Raw genomic sequence first — 25,078 nt, forward strand, 5'->3', positions numbered from 1 at the left:
CTAAAAAGTAGAGAATAGGAGGGATTTCTCTTGAAACCATTATTATTAGATTTTCCAACATTATTTCAAACTGAACGCTTACAAGTTCGTAAGCCATTTCCAGGTGATGGTGCAGAAGTGTATGAAGCAATCCAAGCTTCTCTAGAAGACTTAGTACCGTGGATGCCAATTAACGCTGAAACAGAAGAAAGTGCTGAAGAAATCGTTCGTAACGCTCACGGGCAGTTTTTACTTCGTGAAACACTTGATTTTCACTTATACGATAAAGTATCTGGTACATTCATCGGAGCTATAACGCTCAAGCCTGAAAACTGGGATATTCCAAAGTTTTCACTTCACTTCTGGCTGCATAGTGCTTATACAAAACAAGGCTATATGACTGAAGCCATTAAAGGTGCCATCCAATTTGCCTTTGATAAGCTAAGTGCTAGAAGAATTGAAATTCGTACTGATGCAACAAATGCAAATGCATGTAACCTAGCAGAACGTTTAGAATTTATTCTAGAAGGTACAATGGAAAATGATTTCATAGCACCAGATGGTAGCTTACGTGATGCACGCGTATACGCAAAAATCAATTAAAAAACACTCGCCTTTGGCGAGTGTTTATTTTTGTAGTTGTAAATATTGTACTGCAAACATCGTCTTCGCATCATGAATACGAAGATCTTTCATAAGAATAATCGCTTCTTCTAACGATACTTCCATCAATTCCACGAATTCATCTTCATCTAACTCGGCTTTATTTTCTTTTTTCGTCAAACCTGTCGCTTTATATACATATAAAATTTCATCTGCAAATCCTGGAGATGTATAGAAAGAAGTAATAAGCTCCATATTTTCACATACATATCCTGTTTCCTCTTCTAATTCACGAACTGCTGTCACCTCAGGTTTTTCACCAGGTTCTAACTTGCCGGCCGGAATTTCTATAATCGCCTTTTCAAGCGCTTTACGATACTGCTCGACAAGCACAATTTTCCCCTCATCAGTAATAGCAATAATAGCAACTGCACCAGGGTGATTTACAATTTCACGTTTACTCATTGCTCCATTTGGTAATACTACATCATCAACACGAACTTTTATAACTCTACCATCAAAAATCGGTTCAGTTTTTACTGTTCTCTCTGCAAGATTACTCATTCTACTTCATCTCCCTGTTCTATTTCCTATTCTTTCCTCATACATTTTACCACATTGAAAGGAGCGTGATAGAAATGAAAGTTTATATTTTACCAAATCGCGTCACTTTAGTCGGAAAAGCATGGCAAATTCGCCATAAGCTAAAACAATATGGAAAAGAGTATACAACTGTACAAGAGTGGATTACAGCAAATAAAAAGTAAACGTTTGTCAACCTCTTTTCCCTTGCGTACAATAAAGGTAAGGAGGTTGACCTATGAAAAAACGTCAATTAGGAAACTCAGATTTGTTTGTGACAGAAATGGGACTTGGCTGTATGTCTCTCGGTACATCTGAAACAGAAGCTATGCGTATTATCGATGAAGCAATCGATTTAGGAATCAATTTTTTTGATACAGCGGATTTATATGATTATGGATTAAACGAAGAATTTGTTGGAAAAGCCTTAAAAGGGAAACGAGACCAAATTGTTCTTACAACAAAAGTTGGAAATCGATGGACAGAAGAAAAAAACGGGTGGTCTTGGGATCCTTCTAAAAGTTACATAAAGGCTGAAGTGAAAGAAAGTTTACGTAGACTTCAAACTGATTATATTGATCTTTATCAACTTCACGGCGGGACGATTGAAGATCCAATAGATGAAACAATTGAAGCCTTTGAAGAATTAAAAAAAGAAGGTATTATTCGTCATTACGGTATTTCTTCTATACGTCCAAATGTTATCCGTGAATATGCTAAACGTTCCAATATCGTTAGTGTGCTAATGGAATATAGCCTTTTAAATCGTCGCCCTGAAGAATGGTTCCCACTTCTAAGTGAACATCAAATTAGCATTATTGCTCGTGGGCCACTTGCAAAAGGAATTTTAACTGATAATAATGCAAGAAAGATAGAAAGAGTAAAAGAAAAGAATTATCTTTCTTATTCTTACGATGAATTATATGCGACACTTGCGAATGTAAAAGAAATAATCGGAGAAAGCTCTTTAACAGGAACAGCTATTCAATATTGCTTACATAACGAAACTGTTGCAGCTGTTATACCTGGTGCAAGCTCTATTGGGCAATTGAAAGAAAATGCCCAGGCTAGTAAACAAACACGGTTAACAACAGCTCAATATATACAACTTCAGCAAATTGCTAAATGTGATACTTACGCTTTACATCGTTAAAAAGACGCTACCATACTGGTAGCGTCTTTTTATAGCGTATCATATTTATCCGGATTCGTTCCTACATGTAAATTACGATTTAACGTATTAATTTGAGTCATCTCTTCTTCCGTTAATGAAAAATCAAAGATAGAAAAATTCTCCTTAATGCGAGATGGTGTAACAGATTTAGGAATCGTCACTACCCCGCTCTGAATATCCCATCTTAATATAACTTGCGCAGGTGTTTTTTCATATTTCGTAGCAATGGCCTGAATAATCGGGTTCTTGAATACTTCCCCGCCTCTCATTAATGGGCTCCATGCTTCCATTTGAATTTGCTCACCTTGACAGAAATTACGCAATTCAAATTGCGCTAACATCGGATGAAGTTCCACTTGGTTGACCATCGGCTTCACTTTACAATTTGGTAATAACAGTTCTAAATGATGTTTATGAAAATTTGAAACACCAATTGCGCGCACTTTACCTTCTTCATACAGTTTTTCTAGCGCTCGGTACGTATCGACATACTTCCCTCTTATTGGCCAATGTATTAAATATAAATCTACATAGTCCATTTGTAATTTCTTTAAGCTTTTTTCAAACGCCTCAAGTGTTTCCTCGTATCCTTGATCGTCGTTCCAAACTTTTGTTGTAATAAATATGTCTTCTCTCGGAATCCCTGATTCACGAACCGCTTCTCCGACACCGCTTTCATTTTCATATACAGTTGCTGTATCAATCGAACGATATCCAACTTCTAACGCTGTTTTTACTGCTTGTTTTACTTCATCGCCTTCTTTCGCTTTATAAACACCTAGACCAATCATCGGCATTTTTACGCCATTATGAAGTGTAGTTGTTGGAATGTGCACAGTCGTCTCCCTTTCATTCTTACATTTTTTATAAGCTACCACTTTATTTCAACAAGATTCAACCAAAAAGTCAAAACATATGTACAGTTTACATAATAATTTTATACACTAAAACGCAAACTCAATTATTCATATTTCCTTCTCTCCATTCTTTCGCTTTTTCATCAACACTACGCACAAACTCATTTTTTCCTTCCGTATATAACGTGCCATCATATGTATATTTTTCGGCTAATTCTTTCTTTAAGGTTGCATATGCCTCTGCTTCTTCACAATGAGCCATCATATAATCACGAAACGCTAAATGCCTTACTATCTCAGGATTTCCTTTTTCAAAAACGTGTAAGTGATACGAGCGTTTCTCCTCAGTTCCATGAATAAAATAACGACGTCTTGAAATACCATTTTCCCCTTTTACGATATAACCAAGCTCTTCAAAACGTTCATTCCAATGATCTACTCTGTCGATACACTCTACTTCCATAATCATATCTATAATTGGTTTAGCTGCCAGTCCTGGCACTGATGTACTTCCAATATGATGGACTTTCACCATTTCTGGCATCGCCGATTTTAATCGTTCGGCCTCTATTTGAAATTTTTCATTCCAATGATTTTCATGCGGGACGACTACAATTTTTCTCATTAAAACTCCCCTTTTCTTACAAGCTCGTCAAAAAAATGATCAGCGGTATGCACTGATCATTTTTTATATTATTTAAAGTCTTTCCAAGTAAGGCTACTTTCACTTAACAGTTCTTCAAATGATTTATTTTTTTCACGTTCTTTTTGTTCTCGGCGCTTTCTTTCCAGTTCAGCTGCCTCTTTTTCTTCTTCTCTCACTTGCAATTCTTTCTTCTTATTCTTTAATTGCTGCATGAGTGAATCATTTAATTGATCGCCTAATGTAAGCGACTCTTTCTCTGGTCTATTCACTTGCGATTGTCTTTGCATTTGTCTTTGTTTCTTTTTCTTCATGCTACTCACCTTTTACTTTTTTCTCCATTATAGTAGATACACAATGAACTCGACAATAAAAAAGGTTCGTTACTCTATTATTCACTTTTTGTAAATATGTTGATTTTTCAAAAAAAACTAAATTTTTATATAGATATAATCCTATGAATCTATTAAAATTATGTCGTATGATGTCAGATTATAAAAAAGGAGAATTAAATTATGTGGAAAAAAATCATTCCTGCTGTTGCCGTTTTAAGCACCATTACTTTTTCAAGCGTATTTGCCGCTCCCCCATCCCAGACTCCAGCTGAACAAAACCGCTACGTAGACGTACAAATGCTTGGTATTAATGATTTCCATGGACAACTAGATACTGTTAAAAAAATTAATAACAAAGAAGCTGGTGGCGCTGAGTACTTAGCTACTTATTTAAAAGAACGTAAAAAACAAAACCCTAATACACTTCTCGTACATGCTGGCGATATCGTCGGAGCTAGTCCACCAGTTTCAGCGTTGTTACAAGATGAACCAACAATTGAATTTTTAAATGACTTAAAATTCGATGTTGGTACAATCGGAAACCATGAATTTGATGAAGGTATCGATGAAATGAAACGCCTCATTTACGGTGGATATCACGAGAAAACAGGTAATTTCAAAGGTGCTAACTTCCCTTATGTCGCTGCTAACTTCTATAACAAATCAACTGGCCGCTTATTTTTACCACCATTTACTGTAAAAATGGTAGATGGTGTTCCTGTAGGATTCATTGGCGTTGTTACAACCGATACGCCAAATGTCGTGATGCCTACTATGCTTAAAAATGTACAGATCACTGACGAAGTAGAAGCAATTAATAAATCAGCGCAACAATTAAAGCGTCTCGGTGTTAAATCCATCGTCGTCCTTGCCCATGTCGGCGGAACAACTGATGAGTCTGGCGTGACAAATGGAGACCTTACTCGAATTGCAAATGAAACAGACTCGGAAGTTGATGTTATTTTCGGTGGACATAGTCACACGTATGTAAATGGTACTGTAAATAATAAACTAATCGTCCAAGCGAACTCTTATGGAACAGCTTTCTCAGACGTAGATGTAACAATTGATCGTAAAACAAAAGATATTGTAAAGAAAAAAGCTGAAGTGATTACAACATATCATGAAGGTGTGGAACCTGATAAACAAGTAAAACAAAAAATAGATCAATATAAAGAAACAATCGCACCACTTGTAAATGAAGTTGTAGGAAAATCTACAGCACCTATCGACCGTAAACAAAATGATGCTGGTGAATCTACTCTTGGGAATGTAATTGCCGACGCACAGCGTCAAACGATGCAAGCTCAAATCGCACTTATGAATCCTGGTGGCATTCGTAATGACTTAGATGCTGGCGATATTACTTGGGGCGAATTATATGGCATTCAGCCTTTTGGAAACCAATTGATTAAAGTAGATTTAACAGGTCAAGATATTCGCGACATTTTAAATCAACAATGGCAAAAAGGAACAACAAGAATGCTTCAAATTTCAGGTATTCAATATACGTGGGATGCAAATAAACCAAGCGGTGAAAAGGTTACGAATATACGCTTAACAAATGGCGAAGAGTTATCTCCATCTAAAACGTATAGCGTAGTTGCGAATGCTTTCTTAGCTTCTGGCGGTGACGGATTCGTATCATTTAAAAATGGGAAGAATTCAGAAACTGGTCCAAACGACTTTGAAGCGCTAGTCGATTATGTAAAACAATTAAAAGAACCAATTCAGCCAGTTATTGATGGAAGAATTCAAAAGATAAATTAAGTATTTCCCTCATATGCGATCCAGATTTTTATTGTAAAGGATACGCACTTATACTTAATCCACAATATTAGTAAAACCTAAAAAGGATACTCGTTCTTACAATGAACATAGTATCCTTTTCTTTAGTTATCAAAATGTGATGTTTTGTTAAAATCATATTGTTGTAAAAATTGTTGTAACGCCTCTTCTACAAGTTTAGATTTTTGAATTCCTTTCGCTTCTGATATAACGTCTAGTTTTGCTAATATTTCTTTATTAATAGTAAAGGTACGTTTCTTTTTCTCTGTACTTATACTCATAATGGGCACAATTACTTCTTCTCTCTTTCTTAATAAATCATAAATACTTTGTAATTGCTCATAAATTAATAATTGATAATCCGTTTTCGCATATTGAAGGGCTGTCGCTTCTTGGAGTTGTAAGTGACGCGGTTCTTCTCCATCTCCTACAAAAATACGTTTCTTCTGTTCTCCATCATATTCGTATCCAATCAATCTTAATTTCTTTGATAATGTATATGGGCTTATTTCAAGACGTTTTGCTATAATAGCGATGGATTCACGTCTATTTAAGCAATCTATAATTTCTCCAATCGTCACAATTTCCCTCCTCCCGTGTTGAAATGACACTAGTATGGTATGTTACAATGATTTTCTAACAGTATATGCAAAACGAATAGCCTGTGCGATTCATACGATTTCAGAAAAGGAGGATTTCCATATGCTTTTTCGTAGCTATACCCCACAGTTTTATAATGAAAATAAACAACTCATTCCTAATAGTATTGCTACGATGGAAAGCGTTATGATCCATAATCGAAAACAAACTCTCCTTATGCGCGGGCAAAACATAGAGCAGCCAATTTTATTATGCTGTCATGGCGGACCTGGCATGGCACAAATTGGATTTATTCGTCATTTTCAAAAAGAATTGGAGAAACACTTCATCGTTATTAATTGGGATCAGCGCGGGGCAGGTAAATCCTTTTCAATGAAAGATTTCGGAGCAAATTTTACAATCGAACAATTCGTTTCCGATGCAAAAGAAGTGATTCAATATGTACTTAAAAAGTTCAATAAACAGAAACTATTTCTCGCTGGTCATTCTTGGGGAAGCATTATTGGGCTTAACATAGCACATCAATATCCACAGTATATCGAGGCTTACATCGGTATTGGGCAGATTGTACATATGAAACAAAACGAAGAATTGCTATATCAGCATTTAATTCGTTCTGCAAAAAAACATGATCATAAAAAAGCATTAGCGTCCCTTTTGAAATTAGGCAAACCACCATTTTTAGATACAAGACGCCTTATTATTCAAAGAAAGTGGCTTGGCACATTCGGCGGAGCAATCCAAAACGGATCTTCCTTTTCTTTCATACGAAAAGGCTTCTTTTCCCCTGAATATACGCTATTAGATTGGTTCAAGTTTCTCGCAGGAAATTTAAAATCTGGCGTTTTATGGGAAGAAATGTTGACAATCGATTTCTTTTCTTCTATTTCAAGCTTATCTATTCCGGTTTATTTTTGTTCTGGTCGCTATGATTATCAAACTCCTTATGCTCTCGTTCAGGAATATTGTGATGTGATAGAAGCCCCCATAAAAAAAATGATTTGGTTCCCAAATTCAGCACATTCTCCTGATTTAGAAGAACCAGAATTATTCGCCAATTCTTTACAATCAATTAAACAAGAGCTAGCTTTTCAACATTAGTAACAAAAGGCTCTTTTACATTTCATAGAAAACAATTTATAATAATATGTCGCAACTATGTATAAATCTAGCAAAGTGCTTCATATTTACTTGCCTTAACACAATAAAATTTTAGGGAGATTACATTTATTATGAATGCTGTACTCGTCGCAGTAGCAGTTATGCTATTGCTTAGTTTGTTACGTGTCCAGGTCATTGTCGCCATCATTGTTGGAGCTTTAACAGGCGGAATTATCGGTGGACTCGGTATTTCAGAAACTATTAACACTTTTACAACTGGCCTTGGAAACAGTGCTCCAATCGCTTTAAGTTATGCAATGCTTGGCGGTTTCGCTATTTCCCTTTCCAAAACAGGACTTCCAGATGCCATGATTCAAACTGCACTAAAATGGATTGGCAATGAACAAGACACGAAAAAACAAGTTTATTCTAAAATACTTATTTTATTCATCATTTTAACGATGGCTTGTTTCTCACAAAATGTGATTCCTGTTCATATCGCTTTCATCCCTATCTTAATTCCAGCACTTTTAAAAGTATTAAATGAGCTGAAAGTGGATCGCCGACTTGTTACATGTATTATTACATTCGGATTGATTACTCCTTATATGTGGATTCCAGCAGGGTTCGGAAAAATTTATCATGACGTATTGCAAACAAATGCTGCGCAAAGTGGTCTTACATTTGATGTCGCACTTATTCCAAAAGCAATGACTATTCCAGCAATCGGTATGATTATTGGATTATGTGTAGCGGTATTCATTACGTACCGGAAACCTCGTACGTATGAAACAGAACAAGTTCATACTACCGCAAATGAAATCGTTCCCTATACAAAACGTAGCATTACTTTCGGATTGTTATCTATCATAGCCACATTAACTGTTCAATTAGCAACAGAATCAATGATTTTCGGTGCTTTAGCGGGGATTATCGTCTTATCAGTAAGTGGTAGTCTACCTCTTAAAGAAGCAGATGCGATATTAACAAGCGGAATGCGCATGATGTCCTTTATCGGTTTTGTTATGATCGCTGCCGCTGGATTTGGCGCTGTTCTTCGAAAAACAGGACATGTTGAATCTCTTGTGCAAACGAGTGCACATATAATTGGAAATAACAAACCACTCGCTGCATTTCTTATGCTTGTGATTGGACTTCTCGTTACGATGGGAATTGGTTCATCCTTTTCAACCATCCCTATTTTAACAACAATTTTTGTGCCTCTTTGCATGCAGCTTGGATTTAGTCCAATGGCCACAATTGCAATTATCGGTACAGCTGGAGCGCTAGGCGATGCGGGATCTCCAGCATCAGATAGTACACTTGGGCCAACATCCGGTTTAAATGCTGATGGTCAACACCATCATATATGGGATACATGTGTACCAACTTTTCTGCATTATAATATACCGTTACTTATATTCGGCTTTATTGCCGCAATTACATTATAAAAGGTGCGTTTTATACGCACCTTTTACTTTTTTATTTTTTCTTTTAATTGTTGTAAAGCTATTTTCCCATTTTCTTCGGCGCAACTTTCAATTTTCATGAGTGACGAGCCTATCCATTCACTGTCTATGCTCCCGTTCGGTCCAATAATTTTCAACTTATCCGGTATACGGATATTGAAATTTTTCGCTGCTTGAATTAACTCAAAAGTAACCTTTTCACTTGAAGTTACAATTCCATCTATATACGGGTAAGTTTGTAAGAATGTAATAAACTGTTTATTCGTATACCCTTGTACACATACTTCTCGATAAGAGATCCCTTCCTCCCAAACAGCGTCTAAAAATCCTGATATGCGCTCTTCCATTTCTTCACTATCTTCTCCCTCATCGAAATAAGCAAGAAATTGACAGCCTTTTTCTTTTAATAAAGAAACCGTTCTTTGTCCACTTTCATAATAATTTGCATGGGATTTTTGTTCATCAATCACAACAAATGGAAGTGGAATTTCTCCTATACTTTTAAAAACGGATCTTGTTAAAATAACACCTGCAACGTTATTTTCCTTCAACATATATATGTATCTATCTTTATTCTCTATATTACAAACAATGATTTGATATCCTTCTTTATATGCTATTTCCTCAATACAATGTAGCAAAGGGATGTTTGATAGGTCATATAGATTATCTACAAGTAATGCAATTATCGTTGAATTCTCTTTAAATAATGGCTTTGCTGCATTATTTGGCCTATAACGTAATTCCCCAATTGCTTCCTTTACTTGTTTTACTGTGTCCTCATGAACGTATCCTTTTTCATTAATAACTCGTGAAACGGTTGCGACTGAAACACCTGCCAATTTTGCAACATCACGTATAGTTGCCACATCGTCACCCCTTAATATGGTAATAGATTACAATTTTACGGTAACCTAAATTACAATATTCGTCAAGGTTAATAACTTATATTTCTGAAAATTGTTACATCAATTTATTAAACGATACTCCAACTGTATTTCATGTAAAATTGGGATGTTATCATATCCGATACGCGGAATTTCTTTCTTTATTTTTCGTGCCTCTTCCACTGCATTCACATATAAATTAGTCATCACAAAATTACGTTTTTGGTAAAAACGTAACGCATTCATATTATCATTTGTTGTTATGAGCCAAACCCGCCCGCACCGTTCTTCTTCTGCAAATTGTAATACACAATCTACAAGTTTCGTCCCTATTCCTTTTCTTTCTTCAAAGCTATCTAACGATACAATTTCACAAATATTTCCGGTCACTTCATACGTTATAATTCCGATTATTCTGTCATCCAAGAGCGCAACAAATCCTGGCAACTCTTCTAACTGATGCCCCTTACCACGTGAAACCATCAATGAACTCCCCCAGTTCTCACACATGAACATTCGGATTGTTTCTTTCATCGCTGGCGTAATTTTTTGTATATACACCATTTCCTATTTCTCCCCTTTTCTATCATTGTGATACAATGTAAGTGTATCACATGTAACGGTATTTGGAGGATGAGGTAAAGTATGAAACGTTTTTTTGCAGCATTGTTTACTATACTAGGTGCGATAACTGCCCTTGGGATTTTCTTTACAAATAAAGTGATGTACTTAAAGAAAAAAACAGAGGAAGAAGTACTCGAAAGAGAAACGAAAAAACATTTTCGTTTAGAGGATTTTGATGCTCTTCATAAAGAAGAAATTCATATTCCTTCGCAATTCGGATATGATCTTCACGGATATTACATTCCTGCTGGTCATTCCAATAAGTTTATGATTTTTTGTCACGGCGTAACTGTAAATAAAATGAACTCTGTAAAATATGCAAGGTTATTTTTAAACAGAGGGTATAATGTCGTTATTTATGATCATCGTCGTCATGGTAAAACTGGTGGAAAAACAACAAGCTATGGATACTATGAAAAACATGATTTAAAATCTGTAGTTGACTGGCTAAAAAGTCGCTTTGGAACAAATATAACACTCGGTATTCATGGTGAATCTATGGGAGCTGCAACACTTCTTCAATACGCAGGACTTGTAGAAGATGGTGCTGATTTCTATATTGCAGATTGTCCTTTTTCTGATTTCTACGGGCAATTACAACACCGTTTAAAGGTTGAATTCCATTTACCTAAATGGCCTTTATTACCTTTAGCAAATGCTTTTTTAAAAGTACGTGACGGTTATACGATTCGCGAAGTTTCACCAATCGATTGTATAAAAAATATTAATAATCCCGTCCTCTTTATTCATAGTAAAGATGATGATTATATTTTAGCTGATATGACGAAATCACTATATGAAGCAAAAGAAAACAATAAACAACTTTATATTGCAGAACGCGGTGCACACGCTTGCTCTTATAACGAAAATAAAGAAGAGTATGAAGCAGCCGTTGATCAATTTTTAAACTCATATGTAAAAGAAACAAAAAACAGGCTTGCATAAGCCTGTTTTTTTATTGCGCTAAAACGTCTGTAACTTGTTCCATATTTACAGAAATCCATTGCATTGCATCATCTAACGTTGGAAATTCTGTCGTTTGAAATGTTACTTCATCTTGAAGTAACCAAACATCCTTTGCCTCTTGCCCTACACCTGCAATGGACCAATGTAACAAACTATATGGATGATTATCATTCAAAAATGATGCCCACGTGCGCTCATTTGCAATGTTTCGTAATGTATGTAATTGTTTATCCATCTCTCGTCACCTTACTCTAGTCAGTTATAAAAAACATTATAACACTCTCTTCTCTCCCAAAGAAAGTGCTCATTTTATATTGTCAAGTACTTCTCTTAATTATATGATGAAATTAAGCGTTTGGGAAGGAGGGATAGCGTTGGCGAAAGTACAAATTAAAGTAAATGATAATGGCTCTTTTCGCGTTACAGGGGACGTGGAATTAGTCGATTCACAAGGGAATGTATTCCCAGCAAAACCGGCATTTTCTTTATGCCGTTGTGGTTTATCAAAAAATATGCCTTATTGTGATGCTTCGCATAAAGGGAAATTCGAGTCTGTCGTTAGAGCACCAGAGGCAGAATAATTTTACATGTGACATGCACATTTTTTTGTGCATGTTTTTTCTTTTCATTAACTCTCGTCCCCCTTTTCCTTACAACATTCCTCGTACTTTTGTCCTCATTCCAACTTACATATATTTTCACACAATTCTTCACATTCGAATATTTTTTTCTAGCCTTTTATTTTTTTTGTGCTATAATTTGAGCAAACAACATCCTTCGGGGTCGGGTGAAATTCCCAACCGGCGGTGATGAAGTGCAAACTTCTAAGTCCGTGACCCGTTTTCAACTCGAAAACGGTGGATCTAGTGAAACTCTAGGGCCGACAGTATAGTCTGGATGGGAGAAGGATATGTTTTCTAGTAATTTTATATAGCGAATACACTTTTATTTCAGTATGCATATTTTTAAAGTTTCGTTTTGAATCTTTATATATGTTTTATTTTGTATACTTATGTTTCTATACTGAAATAAAAAGATACGACTAGCGTTTGAAAAATTCGATATTTTTGCTAGGTTTTTTCCTTATGCAAAAATACCAATCAACGTTAGGTTTCTTTCCTGTACTTTCGTATTCGAACTATATTTCTAGAAATCACGTCTCCCAAACCCCAAGGATATAAAATCCTTGGGGTTTTTTGATTTTTTCAGGAGAGGTGAAGAGAATGACAGATCAAGAATATATGAGGATTGCCCTACAGTTAGCAGAAGGGACATCTGGACAAACAAGTCCAAACCCTATGGTTGGTGCTGTTGTTGTAAAAGAAGGAAACATCGTCGGTATTGGCGCTCATTTACGTGCTGGTGAAGAACACGCAGAAGTTCACGCGCTTCATATGGCTGGTGAAAAAGCAAAAGGAGCTACCGTGTATGTAACACTTGAACCGTGTAGCCATTTTGGAAAAACACCACCTTGCTGTGAATTACTCATCAAAAAAGAAGTTAAGCGCGTTGTAATCGCTACTCTTGATTGTAATCCGCTCGTTTCTGGTAATGGAAAAAGGAGATTAGAAGAAGCTGGAATCGAAGTAACGACTGGTGTTCTTGAAGCGGAAGCAGTTTTACTAAATCGTTTCTTTTTTCACTACATGAAAACGAAGCGTCCATTTGTAACAATAAAAACAGCGATGAGCTTAGATGGAAAAACAGCAACTGTCACGGGTGAAAGTAAGTGGATTACAGGTGAAGAAGCACGAGCTGATGTTCACCAATATCGTCATACACATGATGCGATTCTCGTTGGAGTGAATACAGTTATAGCTGATAATCCGCATTTAACGACAAGAATTCCTAACGGAGGTAAAAATCCTATTCGTGTTATTTTAGATACCCATTTACGAACGCCACCATCTTCTCATGTCATAACAGATGGTTTAGCACCGACATGGATTATTGTCGGTAAGGATGTAAATAAAGAGAAAATAGCTTCTTATGAATCTGAAAATATAGCTATATTCCAAATGAAAACAAAACATATAGAAATCAAGGACCTCCTTTTCTTTCTTGGAGAGAAGCAAATTCTTTCTCTATTCGTTGAAGGTGGTCAAACAGTTCACGCAAGCTTCTTACAAACAAAGCATTTCAATGAAATTATAACTTATATAAGCCCGATATTAATTGGTGGGAATGATGCCCCTACTTTATTTGGTGGAAATGGTTTCGCAGCATTGCAAGATGCACTTTCCTTGGAAATTCAAGAGATGAAACAAATTGGTGATGATATAAAAATCGTTGCGAATGCCCGAAGTGAGGTGACGGAATGTTTACAGGAATTGTAGAAGAATTAGGAACGATTGCAAACATGCAACAAAGCGGAGAAGCGATGAAGTTAACGATCCATGCGAATAAAATTTTATCAGATGTTCACTTAGGTGATAGTATCGCGGTTAACGGTATTTGCTTAACTGTAACGAGTTTCACAACAGCTTCATTCACAGTGGATGCAATGCCTGAAACGATGCAATCAACATCACTTCGCATGCTTAAACAACACTCTAAAGTAAATTTAGAGCGGGCGATAGCTGCAAACGGACGATTCGGTGGGCATTTCGTTTCAGGACATATTGATGGCATTGGAACGATATTAAACAAAAAACAGCACTATAATGCCGTCTATTACAAAATAGCTATTTCTGATGAATTGCTGCGCTATTGTTTGCATAAAGGTTCCGTTGCTGTTGATGGAACGAGTTTAACAATATTTGATATAGACGAATCTTCCATCACAATCTCACTCATCCCGCACACAGTAAGTGAATCTGTTATCGGAGCAAAGAATGCCGGTGACATCGTAAACATTGAGTGTGACATGATCGGTAAATATATCGAACGCTTTATTTCTAAACCTGTAAAACGAACAGGTTCAATGAGCGAAAGCTTTTTACAAGAAAACGGATTTCTATAAGGGGGAAGCATTATGTTTCATCGTATTGAAGAAGCTCTAGAAGATTTAAAACAAGGAAAAGTCGTTATCGTATGCGATGATGAAAACCGTGAAAATGAAGGCGACTTTATCGCTTTAGCAGAGTATATTACGCCAGAAACGATTAACTTTATGATTACACATGGGCGTGGTCTCGTTTGTGTACCGATTACGGAAGAATACGCAGAACGTCTACAATTAGAACCAATGGTAGCTCATAATACAGATTCGCATCATACTGCATTTACAGTGAGTATTGATCATGTTTCTACAACAACAGGGATTAGCGCTCACGAACGGGCAACTACGATACAAGAATTATTAAACCCTGCATCAAAAGGTGCTGATTTCAATCGTCCTGGACATATCTTTCCATTAATCGCGAAAGAAGGCGGTGTCCTACGCCGAGCTGGTCATACAGAAGCTGCTGTCGATTTAGCCAGACTTTGCGGAGCAGAACCAGCTGGAGTCATTTGCGAGATTATTAATGAGGACGGTACGATGGCACGCGTACCTGATTTACTACAGTGTGCAAAACAATTTGATATAAAAATGATTACAATAGAAGATTTAATTGCTTACCGCCGCCACCATGAAACACTAGTGACGCGAGAAGTGGAAATTACATTGCCTACAGATTTCGGTACTTTCCATGCAATTGGCTATTCTAATTCATTAGATACGAAAGAACATATCGCACTCGTAAAAGGTGATATTTCAACAGGAGAGCCTGTACTTGTACGCGTTCATTCAGAGTGCTTAACAGGAGATGTATTTGGCTCGTGCCGCTGTGATTGCGGACCACAACTCCATGCTGCACTTGCTCAAATTGAGCGTGAAGGAAAAGGCGTTCTTCTCTATATGAGACAAGAAGGACGAGGCATTGGCCTTCTTAATAAGCTTCGCGCTTATAAGTTACAAGAAGAAGGATTCGATACTGTAGAAGCAAACGAAAAACTTGGGTTCCCAGCTGATTTGCGTGATTACGGTATTGGCGCTCAAATTTTAAAAGATTTAGGTTTACAACATTTACGATTATTAACGAATAATCCACGAAAAATTGCTGGCTTACAAGGTTACGATTTAGAAGTAATCGAGCGTGTACCATTGCAAATGCCAACAAAAGAAGAGAATAAAACGTATTTACAAACGAAAGTAAACAAATTAGGACATTTATTAAACTTATAATTAAGGGAGAGGTTTATTATGGTATTCGAAGGTCATTTAGTTGGTACAGGATTAAAAGTTGGGGTTGTTGTTGGACGTTTTAATGAATTTATTACAAGTAAGTTACTCGGCGGAGCTTTAGATGGATTAAAGCGTCACGGTGTAGAAGAAACTGATATCGATGTTGCTTGGGTTCCTGGCGCATTCGAAATTCCTTTAATCGCTAAAAAGATGGCTAATAGCGGAAAGTATGATGCTGTAATTACGTTAGGTACTGTAATTCGTGGTGCTACAACACATTACGATTACGTTTGTAATGAAGTAGCAAAAGGAGTTGCATCTTTATCACTACAAACAGACATCCCAGTTATTTTCGGTGTATTAACGACTGAAACGATCGAGCAAGCGATTGAACGCGCGGGCACGAAAGCAGGTAATAAAGGCTATGAATCCGCCGTTGCTGCGATTGAAATGGCTCATTTATCAAAACAATGGGCATAAAAAATAAAAAAGAGGCTGCGGCCTCTTTTTTATTTTTTTACTTTTTTCCGTACATCTTTTATTAATTCATCCATTGTTTTTCCTTCTGTTTGTATACGAAGCGTTTGTGCTGTTCTCCATACATTCTCTCTTTTCTTCGCTTCTTCTATAATAGTAATTTCTTTTCGCACTTCCTTTAAATCTTTCCCTTCTGTTTTCAATCCAAAATGTTCAGCTTTCGTTCGAAAATGTTGTTCAATTCGTTGTTGCATTTCTTTTTGTTCAGGATTTTCGGCAGCCTTAACTGGATCAGCACTTATTGCTTTTAGTAAAATTAGACAAGTCATAATCGCTAATATATATTTGTGCATGTAAAATCCTCCAACCCAATATAAATTACATATTTACTATGTACAATTGGGGCTTGGAAAATTCGTCCACCAAAATTCTTTTTTCCGCTCAAAAACCAATAGTATCAAGCTTTCAAAACTATTTATTACATTTTATTTACAAAAAAAGCAAACTCTTTTACAAGTTTGCTTTTTATCTATCTTATAATGCACATTCTTCAATCTCAAACCCTAAATCTTCAATCATACCCCAGTCTGCAGTCGGTTCTTGTCCAGCTGTCGTTAAGTAATCTCCAACAAAAATAGAATTTGCTGCAAATAAACCGATTGGCTGCACAGAGCGTAAATTGATTTCACGTCCTCCTGAAATACGAATTTCTTTCGTTGGGTTTACAAAACGCATCATCGCCAGTACTTTTAAACATTCTATCGGCGTTAATTCTTTTTGTCCTTCAAGCGGCGTACCCTTTACAGCAACAAGGAAATTACATGGAATTGAATCTGCATCTATACGTTGTAATTCAAATGCAATTTCAGCACGTTCTTCTATTGTCTCCCCCATTCCAAAAATTGCCCCAGAGCATGGTGAAATGCCTGCTTGTTTCGCTTTTTGAACTGTATCAACACGATCGTCATACGTATGAGTGGAGCAAATACTTTCGTAATTATTTGCATGTGTATTTAAGTTGTGGTTATAACGATGTACACCCGCTTCTGCTAAACGTCCTGCTTGATCTTCGTTTAAGAAACCTAAACAACAACAAATCTTCAAATCTGTCGTTTCACGAATCTCCTTAACTGCTCCAATTACGTGATTCACCTCTTTATCCGTCGGGCGACGACCAGATGCTACAATACAATATGTACCCGCTTTACGGCGAATTGCTTCGTGTGCTCCTTCTACAATCTTTTCCTGCGTTAGCCATGCATATTTATCAATCGGCGCCTCTGAAATAATAGACTGTGAACAATATCCGCAATCTTCAGGACATAATCCAGATTTCGTATTAATAATCATATTCAATTTTACTTTCTTACCAAAGTGATGATGGCGAATGATGTAAGCTGCATTCATAATTTCTAACACTTCTGTATCATCAGCTTCTAATATTGCAATTGCATCCTCTTTCGTAATCATTTTCTCTTCTACTACGTCATGTGCAAGTTTTTTCCAATCCCTTTTTGTTTGTACTTGTTTCATTTCATCTCTTCCCCTCTTTTGTTATATGCATAAATAAAGCATGATACGTCGCCATTATCCCTTCATTTTCCGTGAAGTCTCTTTCGTATATGCGAAGCATCGCACGAAAGAGTGAGGGACTTTGACAATATGATTCTTCATTACTATTGGTCGCTCCTACTTTTCGAATAGAGTGTAGAAACTCCCTAACTTCTGTAAATCTCTCTATGTAACATGTTTCAGAAACATGCACATCCCCTGTTTCTATTTCACACATATGGCGCAACTGATTTTTCGAATAAAAAAGTTGCCCAATCGATGTTTCATTTTGTATATTTTTTTCTTCTTTCGCCCGCTGGAACGAAGCATGCAATTCTTGAAATGTTTCATGTCCAAACGTTGAAAAGAGTAATATCCCATCTATAGACAAATGATGAAATAAATTTCTTATCACTTGTTTTAAATCATTTAGCCATTGAAATGTGGCATTTGAAATAATGACATCATATGTTTCTTCTAGTCGTAATCTTTCGATATCCTCACAGTAAAACGTTACATTTTTCACATTTTGTCTAGTTTTCGCAACTGCAATCATACTTTCAGCAAAATCAATGGCTGTAATATGTGCTTTCGGAAATAAGTTTGATAATTGCTCTGTAACATATCCTGTTCCGCATCCAAGTTCTAAAATACGTATCGATGAATTTGCACTATATCGCCGATTCAATGTAGAAAGTAATGAATGTGCCATCTTTTTTTGTACATTTGCATATTGATCGTAGGATACAGATGCCGCGTTAAACCGTTTTTGAAGTAACGTTTTGTTGATCATGTCGTATCCCCTCTACAAATTGAATTATCTCATTTCCGCAATATTCGAAATTCGTTACGCATAATGCGTGTCCAGCCTCACTTACTACCTTGAGCGTGGCAGTCTCATTCTCAGCCATACTACGCGCTGCAGACAATGGACAAATTACATCCTGCTCTCCGTGAATAAGTAGTATAGGGACTTTAATTTCTTTCAGTTCTTCTCTCATATCTGCTTCTATTAAATACTCCAAACCTAATTGCAAAGACTGAATAGAATCACCTTTAAAGCGTTTTATCATATCTTCAAACCTTTTATTCTCTTTCAGCTCATCTTTTGTAAACATATTTTCATAAAACCGCTTGAGCGTATCTTCTTTCTTTCTCGCTAAATTCTTTTTCAGCCGTTCTACATGCAGAGTATTCCATCCACTCGTATAATCGCTCGTATTTGTAAATTTGGCAGTACCACCAATTAGTACGATACCTTTTGCCTTAACCTTTTTATGAGCTTGAACTGCTGCTAACGCTCCTAGTGACCATCCAACTAAAATTACATTTTCATCTTTTGCTACATCTATTATTCGCCCCGCAAATTCACTTTGTTCTTTCACATTACGCCAATTGATACATTGAACAGAATATCCTTTAAAATACGGCAGAACTAAAGTCCAAACACCTTCTTCCATTCCCCATCCAGGAATAAAAATAACCTTTAGCTCTTTCATACGAAAAACCCCTCTTCTTTACCAATGCGTATAATATGCTGAATAGCCCATTTCAAATCAGCTATTGTATGTTGGGACGTAACTGCAAAACGGACCCGTGAACTATTAACTGGAACCGTTGGTGGACGAATTGCAATTGCTGCAATACCTACCTCTTGCAGCCTTCTACTAAACCGTAAAGCTGCTTCATTTGAACCGACTACAATCGGTACAATATGAGTTGAGCTATTCCCAATATCAAAACCAGCTTCTTGCAAATGTGTCCTAAAATATGCTCCATTCTCTATAAGCCTCTCTCTTCTTTCATTATCTTCTTTCACAATTTCAATTGCTTTTTGCACTGCTCCTAACGTTCCTGGTGGTAAAGCTGTTGTAAAAATAAAGCTTCTCATCATATTTTGTAAATACTCTATATACATTGCATCACCTGTCAAATACGCGCCATAACACCCTAGAGCTTTGCTAAACGTCCCCATATGTATATCAATTTTTTGAGCAATATCTTTTTCTATATGAGACAACCCTGCTCCATCAATTCCATATATTCCACTCGCATGTGCTTCATCGACTATAATGATTGCCCCGTATTTCTCTTTCAGCTCCACTAACTCTCTCAAATACGCAGTATCACCATCCATACTAAAAACAGTATCCGTTACGATTAATTTCTTCTTTTTGGGCGGCGCTGCTTGCAACAGCTTCTCTAAATGATCTAAATCATTATGACGATACCTTTTATGCTCTGCTCCGCTTAATATAATCCCATCAACGATGCTTGCGTGATTTAATTTGTCACTAAACACAATATCGTGACGACAGGCTAATGAAGAAATCACTCCAACATTTGCGGTATATCCACTATTTACAACTAAGGCTTTTTCAGTGCCTTTCCATTCGCATATACTTCTCTCAACCTCTTCATACAGTGAATAATTTCCTACAACGAGCCTTGATGCTGTCGCTCCAGTTCCATATTTTCTTGTGCATGCAATAGCAGCTTCTTTTAACCTCTCATCTCCAGCTAACCCTAAATAATTATTTGACGCTAAATTTAGCATCCTTTTTTCATCTCGAATAAGCCATGTCTCTTCTGCTTGTTCTGTTACATGCAAATTGCGATACTGTCCTTGTTCATTTAATTGTTGCAATTTAGATTGAAGATGTGTGCGCCACGTTTGATTCATTTCGGATGAACTCCTCTAATTTTGAAATCATTATATACTCTTTTGCAGATTCCAAGACTTCTTCTTTTGTAAACGCACCTTCAAAGAATGGTAATAAACCTAAAACCGGTACCCCACTTAGCTCTTCAATCATTTCTTTATTTTCTTGTACTCTTTCCATTTCACATTCTTTGCGGCCGGATAAAATTACACCTGCTACTGTTAAGCCCTGTGCCTTTGCATAAGCAATTGTTAAAACTGTATGATTTACTGTTCCTAATGTAGGGCGTGCGACTATAATAAGAGGAAGCTGTAATTCCTTTGCGAAATCAATTACTAAAGCGTCTTCTGTATATGGAACAGCCAGTCCACCTGCTCCTTCTACAAATAGGCTATTAAACTCTTTCAATAGTTCATTATAATGATCCATAATGTCTTTTAAATGTACTACTCTTCCAGCTCTTTTCATGGCAAGTCTCGGAGCAAGAGGTTCTTCAATAGAATAAGGGCAAATTTCATCTTCTTTTGTTGGTACACCCGATAATGCTTTTAACCTTGCTGCATCTCCCTCTGGATTTGATGCAACATGTCCACTTTGCAACGGTTTATATACCCCGATGTTATATCCCAATTCTCTAAATACACCTGCTAATGCACCCGCAACTACAGTTTTCCCCACTTCAGTATCCGTTGCTGTAACAAAAAAACCGCCCATTATTCTCCCTCCGTAACATCCGAGATTGCTTTATACAAAATACGTAACATATCATCAATCTCATCAATTGTAGAAGCAAGAGGAGGCATAAATACAATCGTATTACCGAGTGGTCGCAAAATCATGCCCAGCTCTCTTGAACGTTTACATACTTGAACACCGACTCTCTCTGTCCATTCAAACGCTTCTTTCGTTACTTTATTCTTCACAAGTTCAATTCCAACCATTAACCCGCACTGACGAATATCCCCTACATGTTTATACGCAAAGAGCGATTCTAATTGCGTCGCTACATATTCTGTCTTACTTGCCACTTCTTCTATTAAATTTGTTTTCTCGTATAGCTCTAGATTCGCAATGGCTACCGCACACCCTAACGGATTCCCTGTATAACTATGACCGTGGAAAAATGTTTTTTGTTCTTCATAGTCTCCTAAAAAGGCATTATAAATTTCATCTGTCGTTACGGTGATTGCAACTGGTAAATATCCACCTGTTAAACCTTTTCCGGCTGTTAAAATGTCCGGCGTTACATTTTCATGTTCACATGCAAACATTTTCCCGGTACGCCCAAATCCAGTCGCTACCTCATCTGTAATAAATAAAACATTATATTTTGTACATAAATTACGGAGCCCTCTTAAGTATCCTTTTGGCATTGTAATCATACCGCCAGCACCTTGCATTAAAGGCTCTACAATAATCGCCGCAATTTCTTCATGCTTTTCTTTCAGCAGCTCTTCCATTTCTTCTAAATGTTTTTTCACAATTTCCTCCTTATTATTTCCATAAGGAGAACGATATGTATATGGATACGGCATTTTAATTGCCTCAAATAAAAGTGAACTATACACTTGGTGAAACAAGTCTATCGCTCCTACTGAAACAGCTCCAATTGTATCACCGTGATACGCTTCTTTTAATGTAACAAATCTTTGTTTCTTCGGTTTTCCTTTATGCTGCCAATATTGAAAGGCCATCTTAATTGCAATTTCAACGGCGCTAGAACCGGAGTCTGAATAGAATACTTTCTTCAAACCTTCTGGCACAACTTCAATTATTTTTTCTGCTAATAAAATAGATGGAACGTTAGCAAGTCCTAACATAGTAGAATGGGCAATTTTATTTAATTGCTCACGAATTGCTTCATCTAATTCTGGTACTTGATGTCCGTGAACATTTAACCAAATAGATGAAACACCATCCCAATATTCATTTCCATTTACATCGTATAGCTTTCTTCCCTCTCCACGTTCAATAATGACAGGGTCTTCTTCTAAATAATCTTTCATTTGTGTAAACGGATGCCATACATAAGCTTTATTTTTCTCCGATAATTCTTCATATGTATAAGACGATTTTTCAGTCGTATTACTATTAACAGTCACAATTGTCACCCCTAATGTTAACTAATTTATAAATAAAGTTAACATTAAATTTAAATGACTGTCAATTATTTTTAAATCAAATAGTTCTTAAAAAAGAACAACTTATCATACGATAAGTTGTTCTACTTTCCGTGTTGTACCTTTCCGATTTCTAAAATAATCTCTTCATCTTTTTTTCCTTCTGTATCAATTCCAAGTTGTTTTGCATGTTCAATTAATAAATCATGGCGCTTCTCAAATCTTGCGGTATTTACTTCTTTCGTAACCTCTTCTTTTGTTTTCCCTTCAGTAGAAACTCCTAGTTTCTCAGCTGCTTTTTCCATCGACTTCTTCTCTTCCGTTTCTTTCGCTTTCTTCACTTCTAACTGCTGTATTTGCTTTTGTTTCGCCTGCTCTGATTCAGCTGCAAAAGCTGTGTAAATTCCAGCACTTCCGCCAATGACTAGTAAGGTGGTAAAAAGAATTATTTTTTTCTTCACTCTTTCCTCCCCTTTCAAATTCATTATAACGTACAAATTTAGAACATTAAAAACATTTAACCTTTATTTCCCTAAAAAAATATTGAACATTTTTATTGACATATAAGATGAAAATGTGATAAAAATTTAACTAACATCATATGAATCGGCATTGATAGGATTTAGTAGTATTTCGATTTCTGATTTCAGAGAGCTGGTGGTCGGTGCGAACCAGTACAGAGCGAATTATGAATTACCCCCTGGAGCTTCTTTTGCGAAACGTAAGGAGTAGTGAAAGACGGTTATAGACCGTTATATCTAAAGAGTGGTGAAACGAAACTGTTTCACAATTTAGGGTGGTACCGCGAATTTTTCGTCCCTGCATATATTGCAGGGGCGTTTTTATTTTATTAGCGCATATCATACGACCCTTTATTTTGTGATACATTCATTTCACAAGCTAGGGTGGTACCGCGATATCTTCGTCCCTGCATAATTATATGCAGGGACGTTTTTTTATCCAATCATTTCCGTATCATATTGAAGGACCAACAATTACCGATAATTTGTCACAAAATTCTAAATTTTAGAAGGAAATACACAATATTGGCGAATTTTATATAAAAAAGAGCTATTTTAAATTACTTAGGAGGGGAAAACAATGGTTTCAAAAATTGAATCTGTTCTTTTAACATTATTTATCTTTTTCTGTATTGGCTTTAGTGTTATTCAATTAGAAGTTTCACCACACATCCCAATTTTATTTGGTATCGTTCTTTTATTAGCATTTGGATTTATGAAAAAAATCTCTTGGTCTACTATGGAAAAAGGGATGATCAGTAGTATTTCAGCTGGTATTCCATCTATTTTTATTTTCTTGCTTGTAGGCGTATTAATTAGTGTTTGGATCGCTGCTGGAACAATTCCAACTTTAATGGTATACGGCTTCCAGCTTGTATCTCCAAAGATTTTCGTTCCAACTGTTTTTGTTGTTTGTGCAATTGTTGGAACAAGTATCGGTAGTGCCTTTACAACTGCCGCAACTGTAGGACTTGCCTTTATGGGTATGGGTAGTGCTCTCGGATACGATCCAGCTCTAATCGCTGGTGCAATTATTTCTGGTGCATTCTTTGGAGATAAAATGTCTCCTTTATCTGATACAACAAACTTAGCTCCTGCTGTAACGGGTGTAGATTTATTTGAGCATATTCGTAACATGCTTTGGACAACAGTTCCAGCTTTCATTATTGCTTTTATCGCATTTTTCATTTTAGGAGGCGGTACTAGCGGAGACGTTGACTTCACAAACTTTATTAGCACTTTAGAGAAAAATACGACGATTTCTATCGTTACACTAATTCCAATTTTATTACTGTTCCTATTCGCATTTAAAAAAGTTCCAGCAGTTCCAACATTACTTGCAGGAATTGTGGTAGGAATTATTATTCTCTTTATTTTTAAACCTAGCACTTCTTTAGCTGATTTAATGAAAATTATGCAAGACGGATACGTTTCTAAAACTGGTATTAAAGACATTGATAGCTTACTATCTCGCGGTGGTCTACAAAGTATGATGATGTCGATTGCACTTATTTTCCTGGCTCTTTGTATGGGAGGATTATTACAAGGAATGGGTATTATTACGCAGCTCATGAATATCATCTCTAGCTTCGTAAAAAATAGCACACGTTTAATTATTTCTACTGCTTCAACTGCAATTGGTGTAAACTTCTTACTTGGTGAGCAGTACTTATCCATCGTTTTAACAGGACAAGCATTTGCTAATAAATACGATGAAGTCGGTTTAGAACGTCGGAATTTATCACGAGTACTAGAAGATGCAGGTACAGTTATTAACCCTCTCGTACCATGGGGAGTAAGTGGTGTATTCTTATCGAACGTCCTTGGCGTTCCGACATTTGATTACCTTCCATTCGCAATTTTCTGTTTAGCTTGCCCAGTCTTAACAATTATTGTTGGTTTCACTGGATTTGGTCTTTCATGGAAGAAAGAAAAAGCAGTAACAATTTCATAATATACTAAAAAGGATT

29 protein-coding genes, 1 riboswitch and 1 other annotated feature are annotated in these 25,078 nt (G+C 36.4%); of the genes, 13 read left to right on the forward strand and 16 right to left on the reverse strand.

Going from position 1 to position 25,078, the window contains the following annotated elements; translation table 11 throughout:
• The first annotated feature begins 30 nt into the window (after window positions 1-30).
• Complete coding sequence (locus ACU8YW_RS20150; protein WP_000803489.1) at window positions 31-582, forward strand: GNAT family N-acetyltransferase; 552 nt, start codon at window positions 31-33, stop codon at window positions 580-582.
• A gap of 24 nt (window positions 583-606) precedes the next feature.
• Here the strand turns inward: ACU8YW_RS20150 and ACU8YW_RS20155 are convergent, their stop codons facing one another.
• On the reverse strand, window positions 607-1,146 hold the full coding sequence (locus ACU8YW_RS20155) for an NUDIX domain-containing protein (RefSeq protein ID WP_000067040.1): 540 nt from the start codon (window positions 1,144-1,146) through the stop codon (window positions 607-609).
• Window positions 1,147-1,220: 74 nt separating this feature from the next.
• Here ACU8YW_RS20155 and mciZ point away from each other — a divergent pair, with 74 nt between their 5' ends.
• Together mciZ and lolS are read left to right on the forward strand one after the other, a co-directional pair.
• Window positions 1,221-1,349 carry a Z-ring formation inhibitor MciZ gene (gene mciZ, locus ACU8YW_RS20160; protein WP_000870295.1) on the forward strand — a complete coding sequence of 43 codons (129 nt, stop codon included), beginning with the start codon at window positions 1,221-1,223 and terminating at the stop codon, window positions 1,347-1,349.
• Between the two features lie 53 nt (window positions 1,350-1,402).
• On the forward strand, window positions 1,403-2,317 hold the full coding sequence (gene lolS / locus ACU8YW_RS20165; RefSeq protein WP_097907164.1) for an aldo/keto reductase: 915 nt from the start codon (window positions 1,403-1,405) through the stop codon (window positions 2,315-2,317).
• Window positions 2,318-2,346: 29 nt separating this feature from the next.
• Here lolS and ACU8YW_RS20170 read toward each other — a convergent pair whose 3' ends face one another.
• The 3 genes from ACU8YW_RS20170 to ACU8YW_RS20180 all read right to left on the reverse strand — a co-directional run bounded on the left by ACU8YW_RS20170 (window position 2,347) and on the right by ACU8YW_RS20180 (window position 4,152).
• Entirely contained in the window at window positions 2,347-3,174 is an 828-nt protein-coding gene (locus ACU8YW_RS20170) for an aldo/keto reductase (RefSeq protein ID WP_262719671.1), read from the reverse strand.
• A 121-nt stretch (window positions 3,175-3,295) separates the two neighbouring features.
• Window positions 3,296-3,820, reverse strand: coding sequence for a GrpB family protein (locus ACU8YW_RS20175; protein WP_001227178.1), 525 nt, complete (start codon window positions 3,818-3,820; stop codon window positions 3,296-3,298).
• A gap of 68 nt (window positions 3,821-3,888) precedes the next feature.
• The gene (locus ACU8YW_RS20180; RefSeq protein ID WP_000727564.1) at window positions 3,889-4,152 is read right to left on the reverse strand and encodes a YqkE family protein; all 264 of its coding nucleotides are present in this window, start codon (window positions 4,150-4,152) and stop codon (window positions 3,889-3,891) included.
• A 201-nt stretch (window positions 4,153-4,353) separates the two neighbouring features.
• On the opposite strand from ACU8YW_RS20180, the gene ACU8YW_RS20185 reads away from it, so the two are divergent.
• On the forward strand, window positions 4,354-5,943 hold the full coding sequence (locus tag ACU8YW_RS20185; RefSeq protein WP_088123356.1) for a bifunctional metallophosphatase/5'-nucleotidase: 1,590 nt from the start codon (window positions 4,354-4,356) through the stop codon (window positions 5,941-5,943).
• A gap of 122 nt (window positions 5,944-6,065) precedes the next feature.
• Here the strand turns inward: ACU8YW_RS20185 and ACU8YW_RS20190 are convergent, their stop codons facing one another.
• Complete coding sequence (locus ACU8YW_RS20190; protein WP_088123357.1) at window positions 6,066-6,542, reverse strand: ribbon-helix-helix domain-containing protein; 477 nt, start codon at window positions 6,540-6,542, stop codon at window positions 6,066-6,068.
• A gap of 121 nt (window positions 6,543-6,663) precedes the next feature.
• Between ACU8YW_RS20190 and ACU8YW_RS20195 the strand changes: the two genes are divergently transcribed.
• Together ACU8YW_RS20195 and ACU8YW_RS20200 are read left to right on the forward strand one after the other, a co-directional pair.
• Window positions 6,664-7,662, forward strand: coding sequence for an alpha/beta fold hydrolase (locus ACU8YW_RS20195; protein ID WP_048546285.1), 999 nt, complete (start codon window positions 6,664-6,666; stop codon window positions 7,660-7,662).
• A gap of 131 nt (window positions 7,663-7,793) precedes the next feature.
• Window positions 7,794-9,113, forward strand: a complete 1,320-nt coding sequence (locus ACU8YW_RS20200) for a Na+/H+ antiporter family protein (protein ID WP_000994830.1) — start codon at window positions 7,794-7,796, stop codon at window positions 9,111-9,113.
• A gap of 23 nt (window positions 9,114-9,136) precedes the next feature.
• On the opposite strand, the gene ACU8YW_RS20205 is transcribed toward ACU8YW_RS20200, so the two are convergent.
• A complete protein-coding gene (locus tag ACU8YW_RS20205) occupies window positions 9,137-10,000 on the reverse strand; it encodes a LacI family DNA-binding transcriptional regulator (protein ID WP_060488343.1) in 864 nt (287 codons plus the stop codon).
• A gap of 99 nt (window positions 10,001-10,099) precedes the next feature.
• Window positions 10,100-10,582 (reverse strand): GNAT family N-acetyltransferase, encoded by a 483-nt coding sequence (locus ACU8YW_RS20210; protein WP_060488342.1) that lies wholly within the window; start codon window positions 10,580-10,582, stop codon window positions 10,100-10,102.
• Window positions 10,583-10,663: 81 nt separating this feature from the next.
• Between ACU8YW_RS20210 and ACU8YW_RS20215 the strand changes: the two genes are divergently transcribed.
• Window positions 10,664-11,587, forward strand: coding sequence for an alpha/beta hydrolase (locus ACU8YW_RS20215; RefSeq protein ID WP_000819238.1), 924 nt, complete (start codon window positions 10,664-10,666; stop codon window positions 11,585-11,587).
• Between the two features lie 10 nt (window positions 11,588-11,597).
• Here ACU8YW_RS20215 and ACU8YW_RS20220 read toward each other — a convergent pair whose 3' ends face one another.
• Window positions 11,598-11,843, reverse strand: coding sequence for a DUF2552 family protein (locus ACU8YW_RS20220; protein ID WP_000360794.1), 246 nt, complete (start codon window positions 11,841-11,843; stop codon window positions 11,598-11,600).
• Between the two features lie 139 nt (window positions 11,844-11,982).
• On the opposite strand from ACU8YW_RS20220, the gene ACU8YW_RS20225 reads away from it, so the two are divergent.
• The 5 genes from ACU8YW_RS20225 to ribH all read left to right on the forward strand — a co-directional run bounded on the left by ACU8YW_RS20225 (window position 11,983) and on the right by ribH (window position 16,256).
• Entirely contained in the window at window positions 11,983-12,189 is a 207-nt protein-coding gene (locus ACU8YW_RS20225; protein WP_001151582.1) for a CDGSH iron-sulfur domain-containing protein, read from the forward strand.
• Between the two features lie 188 nt (window positions 12,190-12,377).
• A riboswitch (FMN riboswitch) is annotated at window positions 12,378-12,521 on the forward strand.
• Window positions 12,522-12,831: 310 nt separating this feature from the next.
• Window positions 12,832-13,944, forward strand: a complete 1,113-nt coding sequence (ribD, locus tag ACU8YW_RS20230; RefSeq protein WP_060488341.1) for a bifunctional diaminohydroxyphosphoribosylaminopyrimidine deaminase/5-amino-6-(5-phosphoribosylamino)uracil reductase RibD — start codon at window positions 12,832-12,834, stop codon at window positions 13,942-13,944.
• Window positions 13,926-14,570 carry a riboflavin synthase subunit alpha gene (ribE, locus tag ACU8YW_RS20235; protein ID WP_097907243.1) on the forward strand — a complete coding sequence of 215 codons (645 nt, stop codon included), beginning with the start codon at window positions 13,926-13,928 and terminating at the stop codon, window positions 14,568-14,570. Before ribD ends, ribE begins: the two co-directional genes overlap by 19 nt.
• A gap of 12 nt (window positions 14,571-14,582) precedes the next feature.
• Complete coding sequence (gene ribBA / locus ACU8YW_RS20240) at window positions 14,583-15,776, forward strand: bifunctional 3,4-dihydroxy-2-butanone 4-phosphate synthase/GTP cyclohydrolase II (protein ID WP_060488339.1); 1,194 nt, start codon at window positions 14,583-14,585, stop codon at window positions 15,774-15,776.
• Between the two features lie 18 nt (window positions 15,777-15,794).
• Window positions 15,795-16,256 (forward strand): 6,7-dimethyl-8-ribityllumazine synthase, encoded by a 462-nt coding sequence (gene ribH / locus ACU8YW_RS20245; RefSeq protein WP_000230900.1) that lies wholly within the window; start codon window positions 15,795-15,797, stop codon window positions 16,254-16,256.
• 29 nt (window positions 16,257-16,285) lie between these two features.
• Here the strand turns inward: ribH and ACU8YW_RS20250 are convergent, their stop codons facing one another.
• From ACU8YW_RS20250 to ACU8YW_RS20285, 8 genes are all read right to left on the reverse strand, one after another.
• Entirely contained in the window at window positions 16,286-16,606 is a 321-nt protein-coding gene (locus tag ACU8YW_RS20250) for a hypothetical protein (protein ID WP_000549778.1), read from the reverse strand.
• A 181-nt stretch (window positions 16,607-16,787) separates the two neighbouring features.
• Window positions 16,788-17,786 (reverse strand): biotin synthase, encoded by a 999-nt coding sequence (bioB, locus tag ACU8YW_RS20255; protein ID WP_000815838.1) that lies wholly within the window; start codon window positions 17,784-17,786, stop codon window positions 16,788-16,790.
• A gap of 1 nt (window position 17,787) precedes the next feature.
• Window positions 17,788-18,597, reverse strand: coding sequence for a malonyl-ACP O-methyltransferase BioC (gene bioC / locus ACU8YW_RS20260; protein WP_087985142.1), 810 nt, complete (start codon window positions 18,595-18,597; stop codon window positions 17,788-17,790).
• The gene (locus ACU8YW_RS20265; RefSeq protein WP_087985143.1) at window positions 18,563-19,303 is read right to left on the reverse strand and encodes an alpha/beta fold hydrolase; all 741 of its coding nucleotides are present in this window, start codon (window positions 19,301-19,303) and stop codon (window positions 18,563-18,565) included. Before ACU8YW_RS20265 ends, bioC begins: the two co-directional genes overlap by 35 nt.
• The gene (bioF, locus tag ACU8YW_RS20270) at window positions 19,300-20,487 is read right to left on the reverse strand and encodes an 8-amino-7-oxononanoate synthase (protein WP_097889633.1); all 1,188 of its coding nucleotides are present in this window, start codon (window positions 20,485-20,487) and stop codon (window positions 19,300-19,302) included. Before bioF ends, ACU8YW_RS20265 begins: the two co-directional genes overlap by 4 nt.
• Window positions 20,453-21,181, reverse strand: a complete 729-nt coding sequence (gene bioD, locus ACU8YW_RS20275; protein ID WP_262719672.1) for a dethiobiotin synthase — start codon at window positions 21,179-21,181, stop codon at window positions 20,453-20,455. The genes bioF and bioD overlap by 35 nt, the downstream gene beginning before the upstream one ends.
• Window positions 21,181-22,569, reverse strand: coding sequence for an adenosylmethionine--8-amino-7-oxononanoate transaminase (bioA, locus tag ACU8YW_RS20280; protein ID WP_088064365.1), 1,389 nt, complete (start codon window positions 22,567-22,569; stop codon window positions 21,181-21,183). The genes bioD and bioA overlap by 1 nt, the downstream gene beginning before the upstream one ends.
• A 122-nt stretch (window positions 22,570-22,691) precedes the next feature.
• Window positions 22,692-23,048: a hypothetical protein gene (locus ACU8YW_RS20285; RefSeq protein WP_137011333.1), complete on the reverse strand. Its 357-nt coding sequence runs from the start codon at window positions 23,046-23,048 to the stop codon at window positions 22,692-22,694.
• 142 nt (window positions 23,049-23,190) lie between these two features.
• Window positions 23,191-23,411, forward strand: a binding site (T-box leader).
• Window positions 23,412-23,688: 277 nt separating this feature from the next.
• Here ACU8YW_RS20285 and nhaC point away from each other — a divergent pair.
• Window positions 23,689-25,062, forward strand: a complete 1,374-nt coding sequence (gene nhaC / locus ACU8YW_RS20290) for a Na+/H+ antiporter NhaC (protein WP_048546316.1) — start codon at window positions 23,689-23,691, stop codon at window positions 25,060-25,062.
• The last annotated feature ends 16 nt before the right edge of the window (window positions 25,063-25,078 follow it).

The organism is Bacillus pretiosus (assembly GCF_052947655.1).

Coding starts and splice junctions, on each gene's coding strand:
- ACU8YW_RS20155 (WP_000067040.1), bottom strand. CDS start 1,146: ATGAGTAATCTTGCAGAGAGAACAGTAAAAACTGAACCGATTTTTGAT.
- mciZ (WP_000870295.1), top strand. CDS start 1,221: ATGAAAGTTTATATTTTACCAAATCGCGTCACTTTAGTCGGAAAAGCA.
- lolS (WP_097907164.1), top strand. CDS start 1,403: ATGAAAAAACGTCAATTAGGAAACTCAGATTTGTTTGTGACAGAAATG.
- ACU8YW_RS20175 (WP_001227178.1), bottom strand. CDS start 3,820: ATGAGAAAAATTGTAGTCGTCCCGCATGAAAATCATTGGAATGAAAAA.
- ACU8YW_RS20180 (WP_000727564.1), bottom strand. CDS start 4,152: ATGAAGAAAAAGAAACAAAGACAAATGCAAAGACAATCGCAAGTGAAT.
- ACU8YW_RS20185 (WP_088123356.1), top strand. CDS start 4,354: ATGTGGAAAAAAATCATTCCTGCTGTTGCCGTTTTAAGCACCATTACT.
- ACU8YW_RS20195 (WP_048546285.1), top strand. CDS start 6,664: ATGCTTTTTCGTAGCTATACCCCACAGTTTTATAATGAAAATAAACAA.
- ACU8YW_RS20200 (WP_000994830.1), top strand. CDS start 7,794: ATGAATGCTGTACTCGTCGCAGTAGCAGTTATGCTATTGCTTAGTTTG.
- ACU8YW_RS20210 (WP_060488342.1), bottom strand. CDS start 10,582: ATGGTGTATATACAAAAAATTACGCCAGCGATGAAAGAAACAATCCGA.
- ACU8YW_RS20215 (WP_000819238.1), top strand. CDS start 10,664: ATGAAACGTTTTTTTGCAGCATTGTTTACTATACTAGGTGCGATAACT.
- ACU8YW_RS20220 (WP_000360794.1), bottom strand. CDS start 11,843: ATGGATAAACAATTACATACATTACGAAACATTGCAAATGAGCGCACG.
- ribD (WP_060488341.1), top strand. CDS start 12,832: ATGACAGATCAAGAATATATGAGGATTGCCCTACAGTTAGCAGAAGGG.
- ribE (WP_097907243.1), top strand. CDS start 13,926: ATGTTTACAGGAATTGTAGAAGAATTAGGAACGATTGCAAACATGCAA.
- ribBA (WP_060488339.1), top strand. CDS start 14,583: ATGTTTCATCGTATTGAAGAAGCTCTAGAAGATTTAAAACAAGGAAAA.
- ribH (WP_000230900.1), top strand. CDS start 15,795: ATGGTATTCGAAGGTCATTTAGTTGGTACAGGATTAAAAGTTGGGGTT.
- ACU8YW_RS20250 (WP_000549778.1), bottom strand. CDS start 16,606: ATGCACAAATATATATTAGCGATTATGACTTGTCTAATTTTACTAAAA.
- bioB (WP_000815838.1), bottom strand. CDS start 17,786: ATGAAACAAGTACAAACAAAAAGGGATTGGAAAAAACTTGCACATGAC.
- bioC (WP_087985142.1), bottom strand. CDS start 18,597: ATGATCAACAAAACGTTACTTCAAAAACGGTTTAACGCGGCATCTGTA.
- ACU8YW_RS20265 (WP_087985143.1), bottom strand. CDS start 19,303: ATGAAAGAGCTAAAGGTTATTTTTATTCCTGGATGGGGAATGGAAGAA.
- bioF (WP_097889633.1), bottom strand. CDS start 20,487: ATGAATCAAACGTGGCGCACACATCTTCAATCTAAATTGCAACAATTA.
- bioD (WP_262719672.1), bottom strand. CDS start 21,181: ATGGGCGGTTTTTTTGTTACAGCAACGGATACTGAAGTGGGGAAAACT.
- nhaC (WP_048546316.1), top strand. CDS start 23,689: ATGGTTTCAAAAATTGAATCTGTTCTTTTAACATTATTTATCTTTTTC.